The organism is Collinsella aerofaciens (assembly GCF_015548375.1).
Lineage (GTDB): Bacteria > Actinomycetota > Coriobacteriia > Coriobacteriales > Coriobacteriaceae > Collinsella > Collinsella aerofaciens_AB.
In genome coordinates this window covers 223,951-240,843 of record NZ_JADMWW010000001.1, presented here as the reverse complement: position 1 = coordinate 240,843, position 16,893 = coordinate 223,951, and the positions used below count along the sequence as shown (strand labels likewise).

The 16,893-nt window shown below is 58.3% G+C and carries 15 protein-coding genes and 2 tRNA genes; 15 read left to right on the top strand and 2 right to left on the bottom strand.

Annotated features, from left to right (window positions below; genetic code table 11):
• Positions 1-114: 114 nt before the first annotated feature.
• The 10 genes from I1969_RS01125 to I1969_RS01080 all read left to right on the top strand — a co-directional run bounded on the left by I1969_RS01125 (position 115) and on the right by I1969_RS01080 (position 11,222).
• A complete protein-coding gene (locus I1969_RS01125) occupies positions 115-1,305 on the top strand; it encodes a phosphoglycerate kinase (RefSeq protein ID WP_022094881.1) in 1,191 nt (396 codons plus the stop codon).
• The gene (tpiA, locus tag I1969_RS01120; protein ID WP_022094882.1) at positions 1,298-2,065 is read left to right on the top strand and encodes a triose-phosphate isomerase; all 768 of its coding nucleotides are present in this window, start codon (positions 1,298-1,300) and stop codon (positions 2,063-2,065) included. The genes I1969_RS01125 and tpiA overlap by 8 nt, the downstream gene beginning before the upstream one ends.
• Before the next feature lie 5 nt (positions 2,066-2,070).
• Complete coding sequence (gene gpmI / locus I1969_RS01115) at positions 2,071-3,624, top strand: 2,3-bisphosphoglycerate-independent phosphoglycerate mutase (RefSeq protein ID WP_148332797.1); 1,554 nt, start codon at positions 2,071-2,073, stop codon at positions 3,622-3,624.
• 234 nt (positions 3,625-3,858) lie between these two features.
• A complete protein-coding gene (locus I1969_RS01110) occupies positions 3,859-4,608 on the top strand; it encodes a transposase (RefSeq protein WP_195232144.1) in 750 nt (249 codons plus the stop codon).
• A gap of 120 nt (positions 4,609-4,728) precedes the next feature.
• Positions 4,729-4,983: a preprotein translocase subunit SecG gene (gene secG / locus I1969_RS01105; protein ID WP_006236144.1), complete on the top strand. Its 255-nt coding sequence runs from the start codon at positions 4,729-4,731 to the stop codon at positions 4,981-4,983.
• 295 nt (positions 4,984-5,278) lie between these two features.
• Entirely contained in the window at positions 5,279-6,955 is a 1,677-nt protein-coding gene (locus I1969_RS01100) for a peptide ABC transporter substrate-binding protein (RefSeq protein WP_229028179.1), read from the top strand.
• Between the two features lie 156 nt (positions 6,956-7,111).
• Positions 7,112-8,149: an ABC transporter permease gene (locus tag I1969_RS01095; RefSeq protein ID WP_117746680.1), complete on the top strand. Its 1,038-nt coding sequence runs from the start codon at positions 7,112-7,114 to the stop codon at positions 8,147-8,149.
• A 14-nt stretch (positions 8,150-8,163) separates the two neighbouring features.
• The gene (locus I1969_RS01090; protein ID WP_006236141.1) at positions 8,164-9,099 is read left to right on the top strand and encodes an ABC transporter permease; all 936 of its coding nucleotides are present in this window, start codon (positions 8,164-8,166) and stop codon (positions 9,097-9,099) included.
• A gap of 2 nt (positions 9,100-9,101) precedes the next feature.
• Positions 9,102-10,193 carry an ABC transporter ATP-binding protein gene (locus I1969_RS01085; protein WP_006236140.1) on the top strand — a complete coding sequence of 364 codons (1,092 nt, stop codon included), beginning with the start codon at positions 9,102-9,104 and terminating at the stop codon, positions 10,191-10,193.
• Positions 10,194-11,222, top strand: coding sequence for an ABC transporter ATP-binding protein (locus I1969_RS01080; protein ID WP_195232135.1), 1,029 nt, complete (start codon positions 10,194-10,196; stop codon positions 11,220-11,222).
• A gap of 114 nt (positions 11,223-11,336) precedes the next feature.
• Here I1969_RS01080 and I1969_RS01075 read toward each other — a convergent pair whose 3' ends face one another.
• Positions 11,337-11,630 carry a hypothetical protein gene (locus I1969_RS01075; protein ID WP_195232134.1) on the bottom strand — a complete coding sequence of 98 codons (294 nt, stop codon included), beginning with the start codon at positions 11,628-11,630 and terminating at the stop codon, positions 11,337-11,339.
• 20 nt (positions 11,631-11,650) lie between these two features.
• Between I1969_RS01075 and istB the strand changes: the two genes are divergently transcribed.
• Positions 11,651-12,277 (top strand): IS21-like element helper ATPase IstB, encoded by a 627-nt coding sequence (gene istB / locus I1969_RS01070; RefSeq protein ID WP_195232133.1) that lies wholly within the window; start codon positions 11,651-11,653, stop codon positions 12,275-12,277.
• Here the strand turns inward: istB and I1969_RS01065 are convergent.
• Positions 12,267-12,623 (bottom strand): IS110 family transposase, encoded by a 357-nt coding sequence (locus tag I1969_RS01065; RefSeq protein WP_195232132.1) that lies wholly within the window; start codon positions 12,621-12,623, stop codon positions 12,267-12,269. The two genes, istB and I1969_RS01065, sit on opposite strands and share 11 nt — an antisense overlap.
• A gap of 767 nt (positions 12,624-13,390) precedes the next feature.
• On the opposite strand from I1969_RS01065, the gene I1969_RS01060 reads away from it, so the two are divergent.
• The 4 genes from I1969_RS01060 (at position 13,391) to I1969_RS01045 (ending at position 16,891) form a co-directional block, all read left to right on the top strand.
• Positions 13,391-13,480, top strand: a tRNA-Leu gene (locus I1969_RS01060).
• Positions 13,481-13,539: 59 nt separating this feature from the next.
• Positions 13,540-15,885: a SpoIIE family protein phosphatase gene (locus tag I1969_RS01055; protein ID WP_195232131.1), complete on the top strand. Its 2,346-nt coding sequence runs from the start codon at positions 13,540-13,542 to the stop codon at positions 15,883-15,885.
• Between the two features lie 81 nt (positions 15,886-15,966).
• Positions 15,967-16,713, top strand: a complete 747-nt coding sequence (locus I1969_RS01050) for an anti-sigma factor antagonist (protein ID WP_195232130.1) — start codon at positions 15,967-15,969, stop codon at positions 16,711-16,713.
• Positions 16,714-16,818: 105 nt separating this feature from the next.
• A tRNA-Gly gene (locus I1969_RS01045) sits at positions 16,819-16,891 on the top strand.
• Positions 16,892-16,893 lie beyond the last annotated feature (2 nt).

The window sequence follows — 16,893 nt, the reverse complement described above, 5'->3', positions numbered from 1 at the left end:
AGCGTCTAAAGAAGGGCGCGGCCTTATAGGGCTTACACCCTAGGGTCGCGCCCTTTTTATAAGAAATCGTCTGCCGTAATGGGAGGCAGACACGTACGAAAGGTAGAAGCAAACATGGCCTTTACCAAGAAGACCGTCCGCGACATCGATGTCGACGGCAAGCGCGTTCTCGTCCGCGTTGACTTTAACGTGCCTATCAAGGATGGCGTCGTTGGCGACACCACCCGTATCAAGGCTGCCCTGCCCACCATCAACTATCTCGTTGAGCACAATGCTCGCGTCATCCTCATGAGCCACCTCGGCCGTCCCGATGGCACCGGCTTCCAGCCCGAGCTGTCCCTCGAGCCCGTCGCCAAGAAGCTCGCCGAGCTCTCTGGTCTCGACGTCGCCTTTGTCGCCGACACTTACGGCGAGAAGGCTGCCGAGGCTGTCGCTGCCGTCGAGCCGGGCAAGGTTCTCGTTCTCGAGAACGTCCGCTTCGATAAGCGTGAGAAGAAGAACGATCCCGAGATCGCCAAGAAGCTCGCTTCCTATGGTGACGTCTTCGTTCTCGATGCCTTCGGCACCGCTCACCGCGCCCAGGGTTCCGTCGTGGGCCCCGCCGCTTACCTGCCTGCCGTCGCCGGCTTCCTGCTCGAGAAGGAGGTCGACACGCTGACCGGCATCTTCGCCGAGCCCGAGCGCCCCTTCGTTGCCATCGTCGGCGGTTCCAAGGTTTCCTCCAAGATCGGCGTTCTCGATCACCTCATCGACTCTGCTGACACCCTGATCATCGGTGGCGGTATGGCCTACACCTTCTTCCTGGCTCAGGGCCTGTCCGTCGGTCAGTCCCTCAAGGAAGAGGACTGGGTCGAGCGCGCCGGCGAGATGCTCAAGAAGGCCGAGGAGAAGGGCGTCAAGATTCTGCTCCCCATCGACAACCGCGTTGCCGATCACTTTGGCGAGGACGCTGTCCCCGAGGTTGTCGCTTCCGACGCTATCCCCGACGATCGTGAGGGTATGGACATCGGCCCCAAGACCGAGGAGCTTTACGCCGAGGCCGTCAAGGGCGCCAAGACTGTGTTCTGGAATGGTCCCATGGGCGTCTTCGAGTTCGACAACTTCGCTCACGGCACCCAGGCTATCGCCGAGGCTGTCGCCGAGGCCGACTGCACCTCGATCATCGGCGGTGGCGACTCTGTCGCAGCTGTCAACAAGTTCAACCTGGCCGACAAGATGAGCTGGATCTCCACCGGTGGTGGCGCTTCCATGGAGCTCGTCGAGGGTAAGGCCCTGCCCGGAGTGGAGGCGCTTCTCGATGCCTAATCGCACCCTTCTTATCGCTGGTAACTGGAAGATGAACAACGACGTCGCCGAGGCCGCCAAGCTCGCCGACGAGCTGGCTCAGGCTCTGCCCGAGGTTCCGGCCGGCGTCGAGGTGCTCGTCTGCCCTCCGACCATCGACATCACCACGGTTCATGACCGTATTCAGGCTGCTCCCATCGCCCTCGGTGCACAGAACGTGTACTGGGAGGCCAAGGGTGCCTTTACCGGTGAGTCCTCTTGCGACATGCTCAAGTCCGCTGGCTGCACCTACTGCATCATCGGCCACTCCGAGCGTCGTGACTACTTCCACGAGACCGACGAGGACCAGAACAAGAAGGCCAAGGCTCTCGTTGCCGCCGGCCTTGTTCCCGTCTTCTGCTGCGGCGAGTCCCTCGAGGTCCGCGAGGCCGGCACCTATGTCGAGCACGTCGTGAACCAGGTCAAGGCTGGCCTTGCTGGTCTTGAGATCACCTGCCCCAAGCAGGTCGTCGTCGCCTATGAGCCCATCTGGGCCATCGGCACCGGCAAGACCGCTACCGCCGAGGATGCTCAGGAGGTCTGCGGCGCTATCCGTGAGACCCTCAAGGAGATGTTCGGCGAGGAGCTCGCTAACGGCATCCGCGTCCTGTACGGTGGTTCCGCTAAGCCCGGCAACATTGCCGAGCTCGTCGCCAAGCCCGACGTTGACGGCGCCCTCGTGGGTGGCGCTTCGCTTAAGGCTGCCGACTTTGCCTCTATGGTCGTCAAGGCAGGCGAGTAGGACATATGGCACAGCGTCATCTTCCTGCACTCCTGATCATCATGGATGGCTGCGGCCTTGCTCCGGCCGATGGCGAGAACGCCGTCGCCGCTGCCAAGACGCCCTTCCTTGATAGCCTGTACGAGAAGTATCCTCACACCACGCTCGGTGCTTCGGGCGAGGACGTGGGCCTTCCCGACGGTCAGATGGGCAACTCCGAGGTGGGCCACCTCAACATCGGTGCCGGCCGCATCGTGTTCCAGGAGCTTTCGCGCATCAACAACGCCATCAAGGACGGCTCCATCGCCAAGAACGAGGTCTTCGTCAAGGCTATGGACGACGTTAAGGCTGACGGCAAGACTCTCCATCTCATGGGCCTTATGAGTCCTGGCGGTGTTCATTCTCACATGAACCACGTCGAGGCTCTGGTCAAGATGGCTGCCGAGCACGGTGTCAAGACCGTTCGCGTCCACGCCTTTATGGACGGCCGCGACGTTGACCCGCAGTCCGGTGCCGGCTACATGAGCGAGTTCTGCGCCTTCCTGGCGAAGATCTCCGAGGAGACCGGTTGCGACGCTCGCGTTGCCACCGTGTCGGGCCGTTATTGGGCCATGGACCGCGATAACCGTTGGGAGCGCATCCAGCGCGCCTACGACGTCATGGTCAATGCGTCCGATGCCGATGTCGACCCCGTTGCCGGTATCAAGGCCTACTACGAGAAGGATCCGCGCGGCGACGAGTTCGTCGAGCCCTTCGCTGCCCACAACGAGGGCATCCACGAGGGCGATGCGGCCATCTTCTTCAACTTCCGTCCCGACCGCGCCCGTCAGATGACCCGCGTGTTCACGGACAAGGAGTTCGACGGCTTTGAGCGCGAGCAGATTAAGCTTTCTCACTTTGTGACGATGACCGAGTACGATCCGACGTTTGACGTCGAGGTCGCCTTCCCCAAGACGTTCCCCGAGAACGTCCTGGCCGACGTTATCGCCGCCAATGGCCTGAAGCAGCTGCACACCGCCGAGACCGAGAAGTACGCCCACGTGACGTTCTTCCTCAACGGCGGCATCGAGGAGCCCAAGGAGGGCGAGGAGCGCGTGCTCGTCGCTTCCCCCAAGGTCGCTACCTACGATCTGCAGCCCGAGATGAGCGCTCCCGAGGTTACCGAGAAGCTTGTTGCCGCCATCAACGAGGATCGCGCTGATTTCTACATTGTGAACTTCGCGAACTGCGACATGGTTGGTCACACCGGTGTCTTCGACGCCGCCGTTAAGGCCGTCGAGGCTGTTGACGATGCCCTGTCCAAGGTCGTCCCGGCGATTCTCGCCAAGGGCGGCTTTGCGCTGATCACCGCCGACCACGGCAACGCCGATCACATGTTTGACGTTGCTTCCGACGGTTCCAAGCATCCGTTTACGGCTCACACCACTAACCGCGTGCCGTTTATCATCGTTGATGAGAAGGCACAGCTCACCGGTATCGAGGACGGTCGTCTCTCCGATATCGCTCCGACCATGCTCACCATGGCTGGTATTGAGCCTTCCGCCGAGATGACGGGTCGCGTGCTCGCCACCGAGGCCTAAGAGAAAACAAATACCGTTTTCTAGTAAGGGGGTTGTCCATATTCGGGCAACCCCTTTTTTCTGCCATTTGGGGACGGGGTAGAAATGGTAGAAATATTTTTCCTCTAAAGCTTGACTTCCCGTTTGCCTGTGATGGTTTGCCGCTGACTAGTTTTCTTTCGTTGCCAACCTTGTATTAATGCCTATCTGGGTAGAGTTTGATGCAAACATGCATGCGGATTGTGAGGTCCAGCAATGACAAGGCAGGCCAGAGTAAAGTCCCCCTACGGCTATTACCATGTGATGATGAGAGGCTGTGGCAAGCAGTACCTATTCGAAGAGGATTATCAACGCAGGTTTTTCATGTCCGTAGCGGGTGAAGCATGCACGCAGTACAAGGCTTCGTTATGCGCCTGGTGCCTCATGGACAACCATGTGCATATGCTGCTTTCTGATCGCGAGGACCATATGTGGGAGGTCGTCCATTACATAGGAACCCTCTATGGTCAGTTTTTCAACAGGGTGACCGGACGCTGCGGCCCCGTATTTCAGGATCGCTATAAAAGTAAGCCTATTGAGTCTAATGACTATTTTATGCAGGCAATTCGCTACATTCACGATAATCCGATTGAGCTTGGTTGCCGCCCGGAGGCCTACCAATGGAGCAGCTATCAAGCCTACCTTGGTGAAGGCGGCCACCTGGATCGGAGCATCCTATTTAGTCTAATCGGCGGACGGGGAAATTTTGAATCCTTTAGCAAATCGGGCCGCAAGGATACCTATGTATTGAATTCTGGCCGTTCGATGACGGTATTTGAGCAGGAGCACAAGGCTAGGGGAGTCCTAGACGGCATGGATCCCCATGATGTTATGGGGCTTCCCGGTCCATTTGAACGTGCCGAAGCTGTTCGCAGGCTGTATGAGGCTGGCTTTAGTGAACGACAGATTGGCCGTCTTACGGGGCTTGGACGCTATGTCGTTCGAAATGCCCTCAAATCACTTTAATAGATGAAAATCAAGAGCTATTTCTGCCATATCTGCCCCGTCCCCGAGTGGCAGGTAGGGGAGAGCGGGGGATTGTGGTACAGTACTGGAGTTTGAATTGTTCTATTAAGGAGCTTATCTATGGGTCCGTTCCAGATTCTGCTGTTTGTCGTTTGGGCTGTCTCTGCCGTGGCGTTGACGATTCTCGTCCTGATGCATTCCGGTAAGGGCACCGGCGTTTCGGATATGATCGCTAGCTCGCTGTATAACTCCAGCTCTGCCACAGGCGTCATGGAGCAGAACCTCGATCGCCTGACGGTAATTATGGCCGTCGTTTTTGCCGTGTGCGTCGTGTTGTGCATGTTCTTCTTCCCGCAAGGCATCGTGGGCTACTAAACACGAGCCGCATAAAATAATTGAAAAGGGTTCCGCAAGTGCGGGACCCTTTTTGTTTACATATTTGTAACAGAGTCAAAATATCCCCACATACTTCGCCCAACTAAAGAAATTCTTGACCGTTGACCGGAATTAGCCCCAAATCGTGCATAAAATGCGCTACTATATTGCGAAACGTTGGTCCGTTGTGCATAACCAGCCATAGCAACGGGCGGCGTTTTGATGGTTCGGATCGGATTGTCTCGACATGTGTCCGACTGAACATTTCTTTGTCCTATCTCATAAGGAGGATGGCATGGCTGATTCTATGTTCCACCAGCCCGTTATGGGTCGTCGCGCCTTCGTTGGCGGTACCCTTGCTGCGAGCTCCATGGCTTTTCTTGCTGCATGCGGCAAGAAGGGCGGCGACGCTTCCGGTTCTGAGTCCGGTTCGACGCTGAACTTCTACATCAACAACCCGGTCTGCATCGACCCCTACAACGTCCAGGAGGACCAGGGCACTCAGGTCGAGTATCAGCTCTTTGACGCTCTGACCTCTTACGACGCCGAGAAGGGCGAGATCGTTCCGCTGGCTTGCGAGTCCTTTGAGTCCAACGACGACGCCACCGAGTTTACCTTCAAGATCAAGAAGGCCAAGTTCCACAACGGTGACGACGTTACCTCCAAGTCCTTCAAGCTCGGTTGGGAGCGTCTGGTCAACACCAAGTCGGCCATCGCTACCGAGTACGGCCCTTCCGAGGTCTCCTATCACCTTTCCATGGTCGAGGGCTATGACGACCTGCTTGCCGGTAACGCTACCGAGCTCAGCGGTGTTACGTGCCCCGACGATGAGACCCTCGTCGTCAAGCTGTCTTCCGCTTACGCCGACTTCCCCTTCGTCGCCTCTCACCCGGCTCTGGCGCCGGTTCCCGAGTGCGCCGAGTCCGATGTCAAGAGCTTCTACCTTGCCCCGGTCGGTAACGGCCCGTTCATGATGGACGGCAAGTGGGAGGATGGCCAGGAGATCAACGTCAAGAAGTTCGACGATTACTATGGCGACAAGGCCAAGATCGATGGCATCCACTTCCAGGTCATCAAGGACATGGAGACCGCTTACAAGGAGTTCCAGGCCGGTAACCTCGATGTCTGCGACGTTCCCGTCGCTCAGATCGATGCCGCCAAGAAGGATCGCGGCGTGTCCAAGGACGGCTACACCATGGGTGACGGCGAGCGCATGCTGCTCGGCGCCGAGCCTTCCACGTACTATCTGACCTGCAACACCACGGCCGAGCCGTTCAACAACGCCGACCTGCGTAGGGGTATCTCCCTGGCCATCAACCGTGAGGCCATCTGCAAGACCATCTTCAAGGGTACCCGTACCCCTGCCGACGGCATTGTTCCTCCGGGCATCGATGGCTACAAGGAGGGCGCATGGGAGTTCTGCGCCTACGATGTCGACAAGGCTAACGAGTACCTCGACAAGGTTGCTCCCGCTGGCGCTAACGGCGATCGTGGCATTAGCGTGACCCTTTCCTACAACCAGGACGGCGGTCACAAGGAGATCATGGAGTCCATCATCGGCGACCTCGCCAAGGTTGGTGTTACCGCTGTCTCCGATACCCCCGAGTGGTCTGCCCTGCTCGAGCAGTATCAGAACTTTAACTATCAGTTCGGTCGTCTGGGTTGGATTGCCGACTACCCGATCATGGACAACTTCCTGTATCCGCTGTTCCACTCCGACTCCCTCGGTGGCGACAACCGCTCTGGTTACAGCAACCCCGAGTTCGACGCCAAGGTCGACGAGGCTCGTACTATTGTTGACGATGAGGAGCGCGTCGCCAAGATGCAGGAGGCCGACGCAATGGTCGCTGCCGACTGCCCGGTCATCCCGATTATGTTCTACACGCACACTGTCGCCGGCTCCGATCGCATCAAGCACCTCTATGTCGATCCGCAGAAGCACGCCGATCTGGGTACCGCTGAGCTCGCCTAAGAGTTTGCAGCTTCCGTGAGGGTCAAGTATTTACGTAGACCTCATGGGAAACATACAGTTCTCCCTAACCTGGGGTAAACTGGCTGATGGTAATTTTGGGATGCCGGTCTGGCGATCGGCATCCCATTTAGGTTAATCCCTAGATAGGGGAGTGGTATGGGTAAGTACATCGTTAAACGTGTGCTTCAGTTCATCCCGGTGTTTTTGGGCGTTACGCTGATTCTGTTCGCCCTCCAGAATATCGTGCCGGGAGATCCGATCAAGCTGATCGGTGGAGACAAGGCTCTGTCCCCCGAGGTGGAGCTTCAGCTTCGCGTTCGCTATCACCTGGTCCAGACGGACGAGGACGGCAACGCGATCCTTGACGAGAACGGCGACCCCGTTCAAACGTCGCTCGTGGACCGTTACTTGTATTACATGAACGGCCTGCTTCATGGCGATCTGGGCAATTCGTATCAGCGCAAGCTGCCGGTTACGGAAATCTTTGCCCAGAAGTATCCGTATACGGTCAAACTTGCCGCGTGCGCCATCGTGCTCGAGGCAATTATGGGTATCGGTGCGGGTATCATTTCGGCGGTAAAGCGTTATTCCTTCTGGGATATTTTGGTAACGCTCACCACGTCGATCCTCGTGGCGGTCCCGGCCTTCTGGCTCGGTATGTTGCTGCAGCTGTTCTTTGGCGTCATCCTCAAGGACGCCACGGGCGGTGCAATCTCCATGCCGATCTCGGGTGCCGGCGGTTCCAGCTCTCAGTATCAGGATTGGATGCACTATGTGCTTCCGACCATTACGCTGGCTTCGGTTTCGACCGCTTATGCTGCGCGCATTATGCGCTCGCAGCTGCTTGACGTCATGAACCAGGATTACATCCGTACGGCAAAGGCCAAGGGTCTCTCCAATCGTGCGATCATCGTCAAGCATGCGCTTAAGAATGCACTCATCCCCGTCGTTACCTATATTGGTGTCGACTTTGGCGGCATGCTTTCGGGCGCCATCCTGACCGAGACGGTCTTCAACTGGCCCGGTATCGGCTATGAGGTCTATCGCGCCATTAGCATGCGTGACTGGCCCATCGTTATGGGCGGCGTTACGCTCATCGTTGTCGTCGTCATGGTGATCAACCTGCTCGTCGACATTAGCTATGCATTCCTCGACCCGCGCATCCGCCTTGGCGGTCCGTCGGATAAGGCCTAAGGGAGGTACGTCTCATGCAGGAAACTGATTCTCAGTCTCAGGAGCAGGCTACCGCCACCAAGGTCGCATCTGCTCCCGCCAAGTCCCGCACGCTGTGGGGCGACGCTTTTAAGCGTCTTCGTAAGAACAAGCTCGCCGTTATCGGTGTCTGCTGGATCATCATCGTCGTTGTGGTTGCCCTGACCGCAGATCTGTGGGCTAAGCCCTGGCTCGGTTCGCCGACGGCTTCCGATTCGACCACCATGGCCGAGACATCGCTACTGGCTCCGTGTGCCGAGCACCCGTTTGGCACCGATGCCCTCGGTCGCGACATTCTCGTCCGCGTTATCTACGGTGCACGCGTTTCGCTTTCTGTCGGTATCATGGCCACCGCCATCTCCACATTGATCGGTCTGGTCATGGGCGCCCTGGCCGGTTTCTACGGCGGCATTTGGGATACGATCATCATGCGCTGTGCGGACATCTTCCTGGCGTTCCCGTACGTGCTGTTCGTTGTCGCCATGATCGCCGTTATCGGCCGTGGTCTTCAGAACGTCTTTATCGCCATCGGCATTCTTGGCTGGCCTTCGATTGCGCGCGTCTTCCGCTCTGCAATCTTGACGGTCAAGGAAAACGACTATGTTGATGCAGCGCGCGCGATGGGTGCATCTGATGCTCGTATCGTCGTGCGTCACATCTTCCCGAACTCCGTCGCCTCCATCGTGGTCTACGCTACCATGAACATTGGTGGCGCCATTCTGACCGAGTCCGCTCTGTCCTTCCTCGGCATGGGCGTTATTCCGCCTACGCCTTCGTGGGGCTCCATGATTCAGGACGGTCAGCAGTATCTTCTGACCGCTCCCTGGATGATGATCATGCCCGGTCTGGCAATTCTCTCGACGGTGCTCGCCTTCACCCTGCTGGGTGACGGTCTGCGCGACGCCCTCGACGTCAAGATGAAGGACGCATAAGGATGAAGAAGAACAAGAACTATGTGGACCTGAAGGACCAGCCGGTTCCTGAGGGCCAGCATCTGCTCGAGGTCGATGACCTTAAGATGTATTTCCACACCGAGGATGGCGTTGTTCGCGCTGTCGACGGTGTCTCCTACACGCTCGATCGCGGCGAAACCCTGGGCGTCGTCGGTGAGTCCGGCTCCGGTAAGTCCGTGACCGCCATGACCATCATGGGCCTCATCTCGATGCCTCCGGGAAAGATCGAGGGCGGTGACGTTCGCTATCGCGGCCGCTCCATCCTCGAAATGACCGAGGAAGAGATGCAGCACATTCGCGGCAACGATATCGCGATGATCTTCCAGGATCCTATGACCTCCTTGAACCCGGTCTATAAGATCGGCAGGCAGGTGGGCGAGGGTCTTCGTCTGCACCGTGGCTACTCCAAGCAGGAGGCGCTCAAGCGTGCCACCGAGCTTTTGGACCTCGTGGGTATCCCCGAGCCCGAGAAGCGCGTCAATGAGTATCCGCACCAGTTCTCTGGCGGTATGCGTCAGCGAGTCATGATTGCCATGGCCCTTGCCTGCGATCCCGATATTCTGATTGCCGACGAGCCCACGACTGCCCTGGACGTTACCATCCAGGCTCAGATTATCGAGCTCATGCAGGAGATGCAGGAGAAGAACGGCAACGCCATCATCATGATTACCCATGACCTGGGTGTTGTCGCCGATATGGCCGATAAGATCATGGTTATGTACGCCGGCCGCCCCGTTGAGTTCGGTACTGCTGAGGAAATCTTCTACGAGAGCCGCCACCCCTACACCTGGGGTCTTATCCGCTCCATCCCGGAGCAGGCAATCGAAGAGAAGAAGCCGCTGACGCCGATTCACGGCAACCCGCCTTCGCTCATGAACCTGCCTGAGGGCTGCGTCTTCTCTCCTCGTTGCCCCTACGCGACGGACAAGTGCCGCAAGCAGCGCCCTGAGCGCGTTGTCACCGAGTCCGGTCACTATTCTGCGTGCCACTATTCCAGTGACCCCGAGTTCCTCAAGAACGCTCCTGAGACGTCCCGTACGCGCAAGGATTCCAAGAAGGGAGGCGAGGCGTAAATGGCAGACAATAACGAGCGCACTCCACTGCTGAAGGTCGAGCACCTCTCCAAGGAGTTTCCCGCAGAGTCCGGCATGTTCGCCAAGCGTTTTTCCAAGCGCGTCGTCTCTGCTGTAAACGACATCTCTTTTGAGATTTATCCTGGCGAGACCTTTGGTCTGGTTGGCGAGTCTGGTTGCGGTAAATCCACCACGGGCCGCACCATCATGCGTCTGACCAAGCCGACCGCCGGCAAGGTGTTCTTCCAGGGCAAAGATGTTGCCGAGATGAGCAAGCATGAGATCAAGGACATGCGTCGTGAGATGCAGTTTATCTTCCAGGATCCTTATGCTTCGCTCAACCCTCGTATGACCATCGGTGAGATTGTCTCCGAGCCCATGACCATTCACGGCGTGGGCACCAAGGAGGAGCGCATTGGGCGCGTCCGTGAGCTTCTCGACGTCGTTGGACTGAACCCCGAGCACATCAACCGCTATCCGCATGAGTTCTCGGGCGGCCAGCGTCAGCGTGTCGGTATTGCCCGCGCTTTTGCGCTGAAGCCCAAGCTGATTATCTGTGACGAGCCGGTATCCGCTCTGGATGTGTCCATTCAGGCCCAGGTTCTGAACCTGCTCAAGGAACTGCAGGACAAGTTCGGTACCGCGTATCTGTTTATCGCACACGACCTGTCCGTCGTACAGCACATCTCCGATCGCGTTGCCGTTATGTATCTGGGTAAGATGGTCGAGGTTTCGGACTGGAAGACGCTCTATAGCGAGCCTCACCATCCGTACACGCAGTCGCTGCTGTCTGCCGTGCCGGTTCCCGATCCGGATATCCAGAAGACCCGTAAGCGCATCATCCTTGCCGGTGATCCGCCGTCACCGCTGGATCCGCCGACCGGTTGCCGTTTCCACACGCGCTGCCCGATCGCGCAGGGCATCTGTTCCGAGAAGCTTCCTGAGTTTAAGGAAGTTGCCCCGGGCCACTGCTGCGCCTGTCACTTCGCGGAGCCGTTCCCGATCAAGGAATCGCACATCGACCTGTAGTTGTTTGTTCTCGTCCGGGCCCGCCCTGTTGTTACTTTTCAGAACGTCCTCGGACATGCAAGAAACCCCCGCTGCGCACTTCGTGCGGCGGGGGTTTCTTGCGTCCTGACGCTCCTATTTGGCAAGGTGTTTTTTAGAATCAAATTTGCGCTCGGCCTCGAAGGCCTGCCTGTCCCAATCGAGCGGAAGTCCGGCCTCGACCCATGCCTCGTAGGCCCTCCTTATGGGCTTGAGCTCCCTTTGGCCCCTCTCCAGCATCGAGATGTACTTCTCGCTGGTGCCCAGTATGGACGCCGCCCTCACCTGGCTGACCCTCGCCGCGCGCCTGGCCGCCACGAGGGCCGACGCGTCCGCCGGCCTCCTGATCTCGTGCGGGTGCATCAGCGCCCGGTACGCCTCCCTGGCCACGTACCTCCGCCCTCGAGGAGATGACGCGCGTCGAGGTCGCCGCCCGGGAGGTCAGGATCACCAACCAGCGCATACGGTCGTCGGGGTTCCCCTACGTCAAGGGGCTGGCGGACTTCGACTGGGACTTCCAGCCGTCGGTCCCGCGCGCCGAGATCGAGGAGCTCGCGACCCTGAGGTTCGTCGAGCGGGCCGAGAACGTCCTGTTCGTGGGGAGCCCCGGTGTGGGCAAGACGCACCTCGCCGTCGCGCTTGGCATCGAGGCGGTCAGGGCGGGGCGCGAGGTCAGGTTCGTGGACTGCGCCCGGCTCGTCGAGGACCTGGAGGACGCCTCGTCGCGCGGCATCCTCAAGAAGAGGCTCAAGTACTACGCCCACTCGAGGCTGCTGATCATCGACGAGCTCGGCTACCTCGACGTCGGCAGCGCTGGCGCGGACCTGCTGTTCCAGCTGATATCGACGCGCTACGAGCAGCGCTCGACGATCATCACCACCAACGTGGGGATCAGCGGCTGGGGCAGGGTGTTCGGGGACGACGTGGCGGCGAGCGCGATCGCGGACAGGGTGTGCCACCACTGCCACCTGGTCAAGATAACCGGCAGGTCCTACAGGCTGAAGGACCTGCCGAGGGACGGGCCCGTCAAGCCGTGACCGGAATCGGTGAAAATACGTTAGCGCAACCGGTGAAACCGCCTTTGCGCGAACGGTGCGCCTGTTTAGCGAAACTGGTGAAAAATAGATTGACGCTAACAGACGCGAGGTGCCTGGTGAGGCCCGCCCCGTAGGACGACGTCCCCTCCATCGCGACGCAGGCCGGCTCCCCGACCGCGGCGATCGCCCCGGCGAGCGCCTCGTAGCCCGCCGCGTCGGCGGGGAACTGGCGGGACAGGACCTTGCGGCCCCTCCAGTCCAGGACGCACAGCCAGTGCGAGTCGGCGTGGGTGTCGACCCCGCAGAAGACCGGCCCGCGGGCGCCGGGCGTCGATTCGGCTCTCATGTCTCGCTCCGTTCTTTCCGTGCTCGCCTGGACCGGGCAGACGGCACACTGACGGGGCGCGATAGAATGCGGTTGTTCGGGTCCGCGGTATCGCTCCATGCTCCTATTAGGTCATGCGGCGGTCTCGGCTCGCCGCGGCCCGCGCGGGACATGTCAGGAAACGAGGGCAGCCCTGTGGGCGCCAGCGGAATGTGGGGTCACCGCGCGGTCCGCATCTGATGGTGTCGACGTCAATGGTATACGGGTGCATCATCGACGTCTTCAATACAGAAAATATCAGTGCGGAGTGTTCTGAAAAGTAACACCAGGGCGGGCCCTACGTTAACTCGGCAGGGGGAGTGCGATTCCCTGATCGCTCGCTTAATCTGATAGGGAATTGTGTGAGGCCGGAGCCTTAGCTCCGGCCTCCTCATATAAGGGCTCGGCAAGGCCGAGCCACTAAATTTATATCAGTCCCCAGAACATGTTTGAGAACCGTGCCTGGAGTACGTGCCCCTAGGGCAGGAATGAGGCTGCTTTCCAACGCATTCCGCAGGGGGCGGCATTATTTTGTAGCGCGAAGCGCGGATCAAAATAATGCCGCATGCCCGAGGACGCGTTGGAAAGCAACCTCATTCCTGCCCGAACAGGTCAGTTTACCTGCGCATTTACAAATTCGTAAACTTTTTTCAAAAAAGTGCTTGCACAGTTCTCGAATCATAGGTTATTATCTTCCTCGTTGAACGCGCGGGTTCAACAAAGCGAACCGCGAATCAACAACATAGCATGTCGGAGTGGCGGAATTGGCAGACGCGCTAGCTTGAGGTGCTAGTGACCGCTTTTTGGTCATGCGGGTTCAAGTCCCGCCTCCGACACCATCGCATTTGAGAAGCCTCTTCGGAGGCTTTTTTGTTACCGATAGACGGTGAGGTTCACGATGGAAACGCTTGAGCGCAATGAGTGGGCGGACGTTGCCCAATTGGTCGAGATCACGAGCGATGCTGTCATTATCTGCGAGCTCGACGGAACCATTTTGCATGTAAATAATCGCTTGCTCGACTTGATGTGCGAGGAGCGTTCCGATGTGATCAACGGGGACGTTAAAGACCTCTTGTACTCGTCGGCTTTTGAACGCGCGACAGAGCATCGGCTTCCTTTTGAGACCAATGGAACAAAGAGCGAGTTGATGCTCAAGTTAAGTGACGGATCGTTTATTCCCGTCCTGGTTTGTGCCGGCTCGGTTACGCCGCCTCGAATCTTTGGCCGCCGTGCGCCGCGCGTTCTGGTGGCACTCCATAGCATCGAAGAACAGTATTCGCACGACCGTCAGCTCAAGCGTGCGCTTTCGGAGCTTAGAGTGGCGAATAAGCGTCTCTCGGGTACATTGTCGGTCATTATGAGCACGGTGGGCTCCGATGAGCTGCCCAGTTTGTTAGATATCGTTTTGAACCAGCTTGTAGGAACGCTCGATGCTTCGGGTGCCGCTATCTATTTTTCTGAGAGCGGCGGTTTTAAGCTTCGCGGTGTTTCCAAGGAGCTGTATGACAGCTACCTGCCTGAGTTTTTGCCGTATGGCGCTGGCATTCCGACGTATGTTCTTCGCGAGTCGCGTGCCTGTCGCTTGTCGATTCAACAGGACCTTGAGGGCGATAGGGCCGCCTCCGGTATGTTCATGGACTTGGACAATCGTTCTAAGCACCTGTTGCGCGTGCAGGATATGCCTCCGTACCGCAGCGAGATTTGTCTTCCCGTTTTTTACGGTACGCAGATCCTTGGCGTGCTTGAAGTTGGTTGGAAACGCCCCCAGGCACCGCTCGCCTATGACGTTAATGTACTCGAGGTCATTTGCGATTACCTGTCTATCCAGCTGGTTGGCATGGCATCGAGCCTTCGCTCTCGTCGTACGGCCGAGCTTGGCCGCTCGCTCAATGTCTTGCGTGATGAGTTGTTTACCTTTCTAGACGATTCTGCCGCGGCTACCCAGGCGGTATCGTCCGAGATCTGCAATATGCTTAACTGCCATTTTTGCCCTGTTGAGTATGACGCCAGTCTGGATTCCTACGTCATAGATTTTGAAGGCGGCAGTCGCGTTGCCTTGCCGGACGACCCTGAGAAGCTTTTCTTTTCCACGACGGCGCCAGCGGCACGTCTGGGGGCTGGCCCTGATGGCTTTGAGGCATCTGTTTTGGGCGGTACGAGTGCCGAGGACCTTAAACACGTTCGTATAACTCGCGTTGACGAATCGATGCCTATGGGAGGCTGGCTTAGGGCGCATGGTCTGCCTTGTCAAGGTCTCTACGTCGACTCCGGCATCGAGGCGGGGCGCCCGCGCTCTGAGGGTGATGGCAAGCACAGTAACGACGCGATTGTTCCTGCTTCTGTTGCGAAGAGCCCGACGACGCGCGCGCTGCTGCTTCGTGATGGTAGCCAAGAGCCGATTGATGACCTTGAATATGACTACTTGGTGCACTTGGCGCATGACTTTGAACTGATCTACGAAGGCGAATCTCAAAAGCGCGAGGAGCGCCATATCGCTCAGACCCTCCAGATCGGCATGAGAAATTCCCTGGGGGATGTTCCGGGTATCGCAACCGATTCGGTGTACCTGTCGGCCACGAACTCGGCGTTGGTCGGCGGCGATTTCTATACGCTCATCCGACTTCCCGACGACTGCGCCGTCATGATTTTGGGTGATGTGTCTGGCAAAGGCATTGAGGCCGCATCGATGTCCGCGCTCGTCAAGACGGCCCTGACGGCATATGCCTGGGAGGGCGCTGGCCCGGCCCGCATGGCACGCTCCCTTAACAGCATGCTCATGGGCTTTTCGAGGGTCGAGACGTTCGTGACGGCCTTTATCGCCAAGATTGACCTTAAAGCCGGACGCGCAACGTATTGTTCGGCGGGCCATCCTCCGACCATGGTCATTAGGCCAGAGTCGATGCCGCTGGGTGGCGGCGAGGCCCGTGGGGGAGAGGTCGAGCTGCTTGGATGCCAATCGGGCGTAATCGGTGCCTTTGAGAGCATGGTGTACGAGACAGGCGTGTTTACGTTCGCTCCCGGCGACATGCTCTTCATGTATACGGACGGAACGATTGAGGCCCGCGACCGCACCGGAGCGTTCTTTGGTGAGCAGCGCCTTCGTGACCTTCTGCTCTCTGTCTCGGGTGAGGGCGTATCGGGAATCTGCGGCAAGGTCTTGGGAGAGCTTGACCGCTTTACCGAGTCGGCGCTGGACGATGACATTGCGCTGGTTTCCCTTGAGTTTTTACGGGGTCGATCGTAGACCGCGATACTTGACGGGCAAAATCTGCGCAGCTGCAGATATGTATGCATCGAGCGAGCTCTTTTGGGGAACCATGGTCGTATGAATGAGTGGAATGACATAGCGGTTTTGACGCCACCGGGTGATGTCGACATCGCCTCGGTGTCCGTGCTGCGTCCACGGTTGGATAATCTGATCGACCGGGGCGTGCGTCGCGTTGTCATCAATTGCCAGGCCGTGGGCTTTATCGACTCGACGGGTTTGGCGTTTTTGCTTACACGTGCCAGAGAGCTCATGAGGCGAGAGGGCCTGCTTTCGCTCGTTAACGCCTCCGATGAGGTCGTTCGCTTTTTGGAGATTGCCCGACTTGTCGACATCCTTCATGTTGCGGGTCCGGCGCGTGAGTCGATTCCCGCTATTCCGGTGGGAGAGTTGCCACGATGGAGCAAGAGCGTCGAGGTCCGACAGGGTATCGAGAATCTTCCATACTATCGACATCGCATCGCCGAACTCCTTGAATCGCTTCCGTTGCGCCGCGACGAGCGCTACGATGTCGCGTTGGCGTCGGGGGAGGCGCTGGGTAATGCCTATGACCATGCGGGCGGTATCGGGTGCGTCCTGACGGTTCAGGCCTATGGCGATCGCGTCGTGGTTGAGGTGCTTGATCGGGGTGCCGGCTATTCTATCGATGGAGCGAGCGAACCGGTCGCATCTGAGGAACGCGGCCGTGGTATCAAGCTTATGCGTATGCTCGTCGATAACGTGGAGGTTGCTCGTCGCACAGACGGCACCGGCACGCGCGTGCAGATGGTGAAGCTATTTAGCGGAGCACTGGAATCGCGTGCCTAGCCAATCGCTTTAGCGCGTTTAGCCACCAAGAACACGCGGCCGGCAACTTTTTTGAAAAAAGTACTTGCGTCTTTTGGATAACTCGCGTAAATTAATAACCCGCAAGCGGACATGGCTCAGTTGGTAGAGCACAACCTTGCCAAGGTTGGGGTCGCGGGTTCGAGCCCCGTTGTCCGCTCC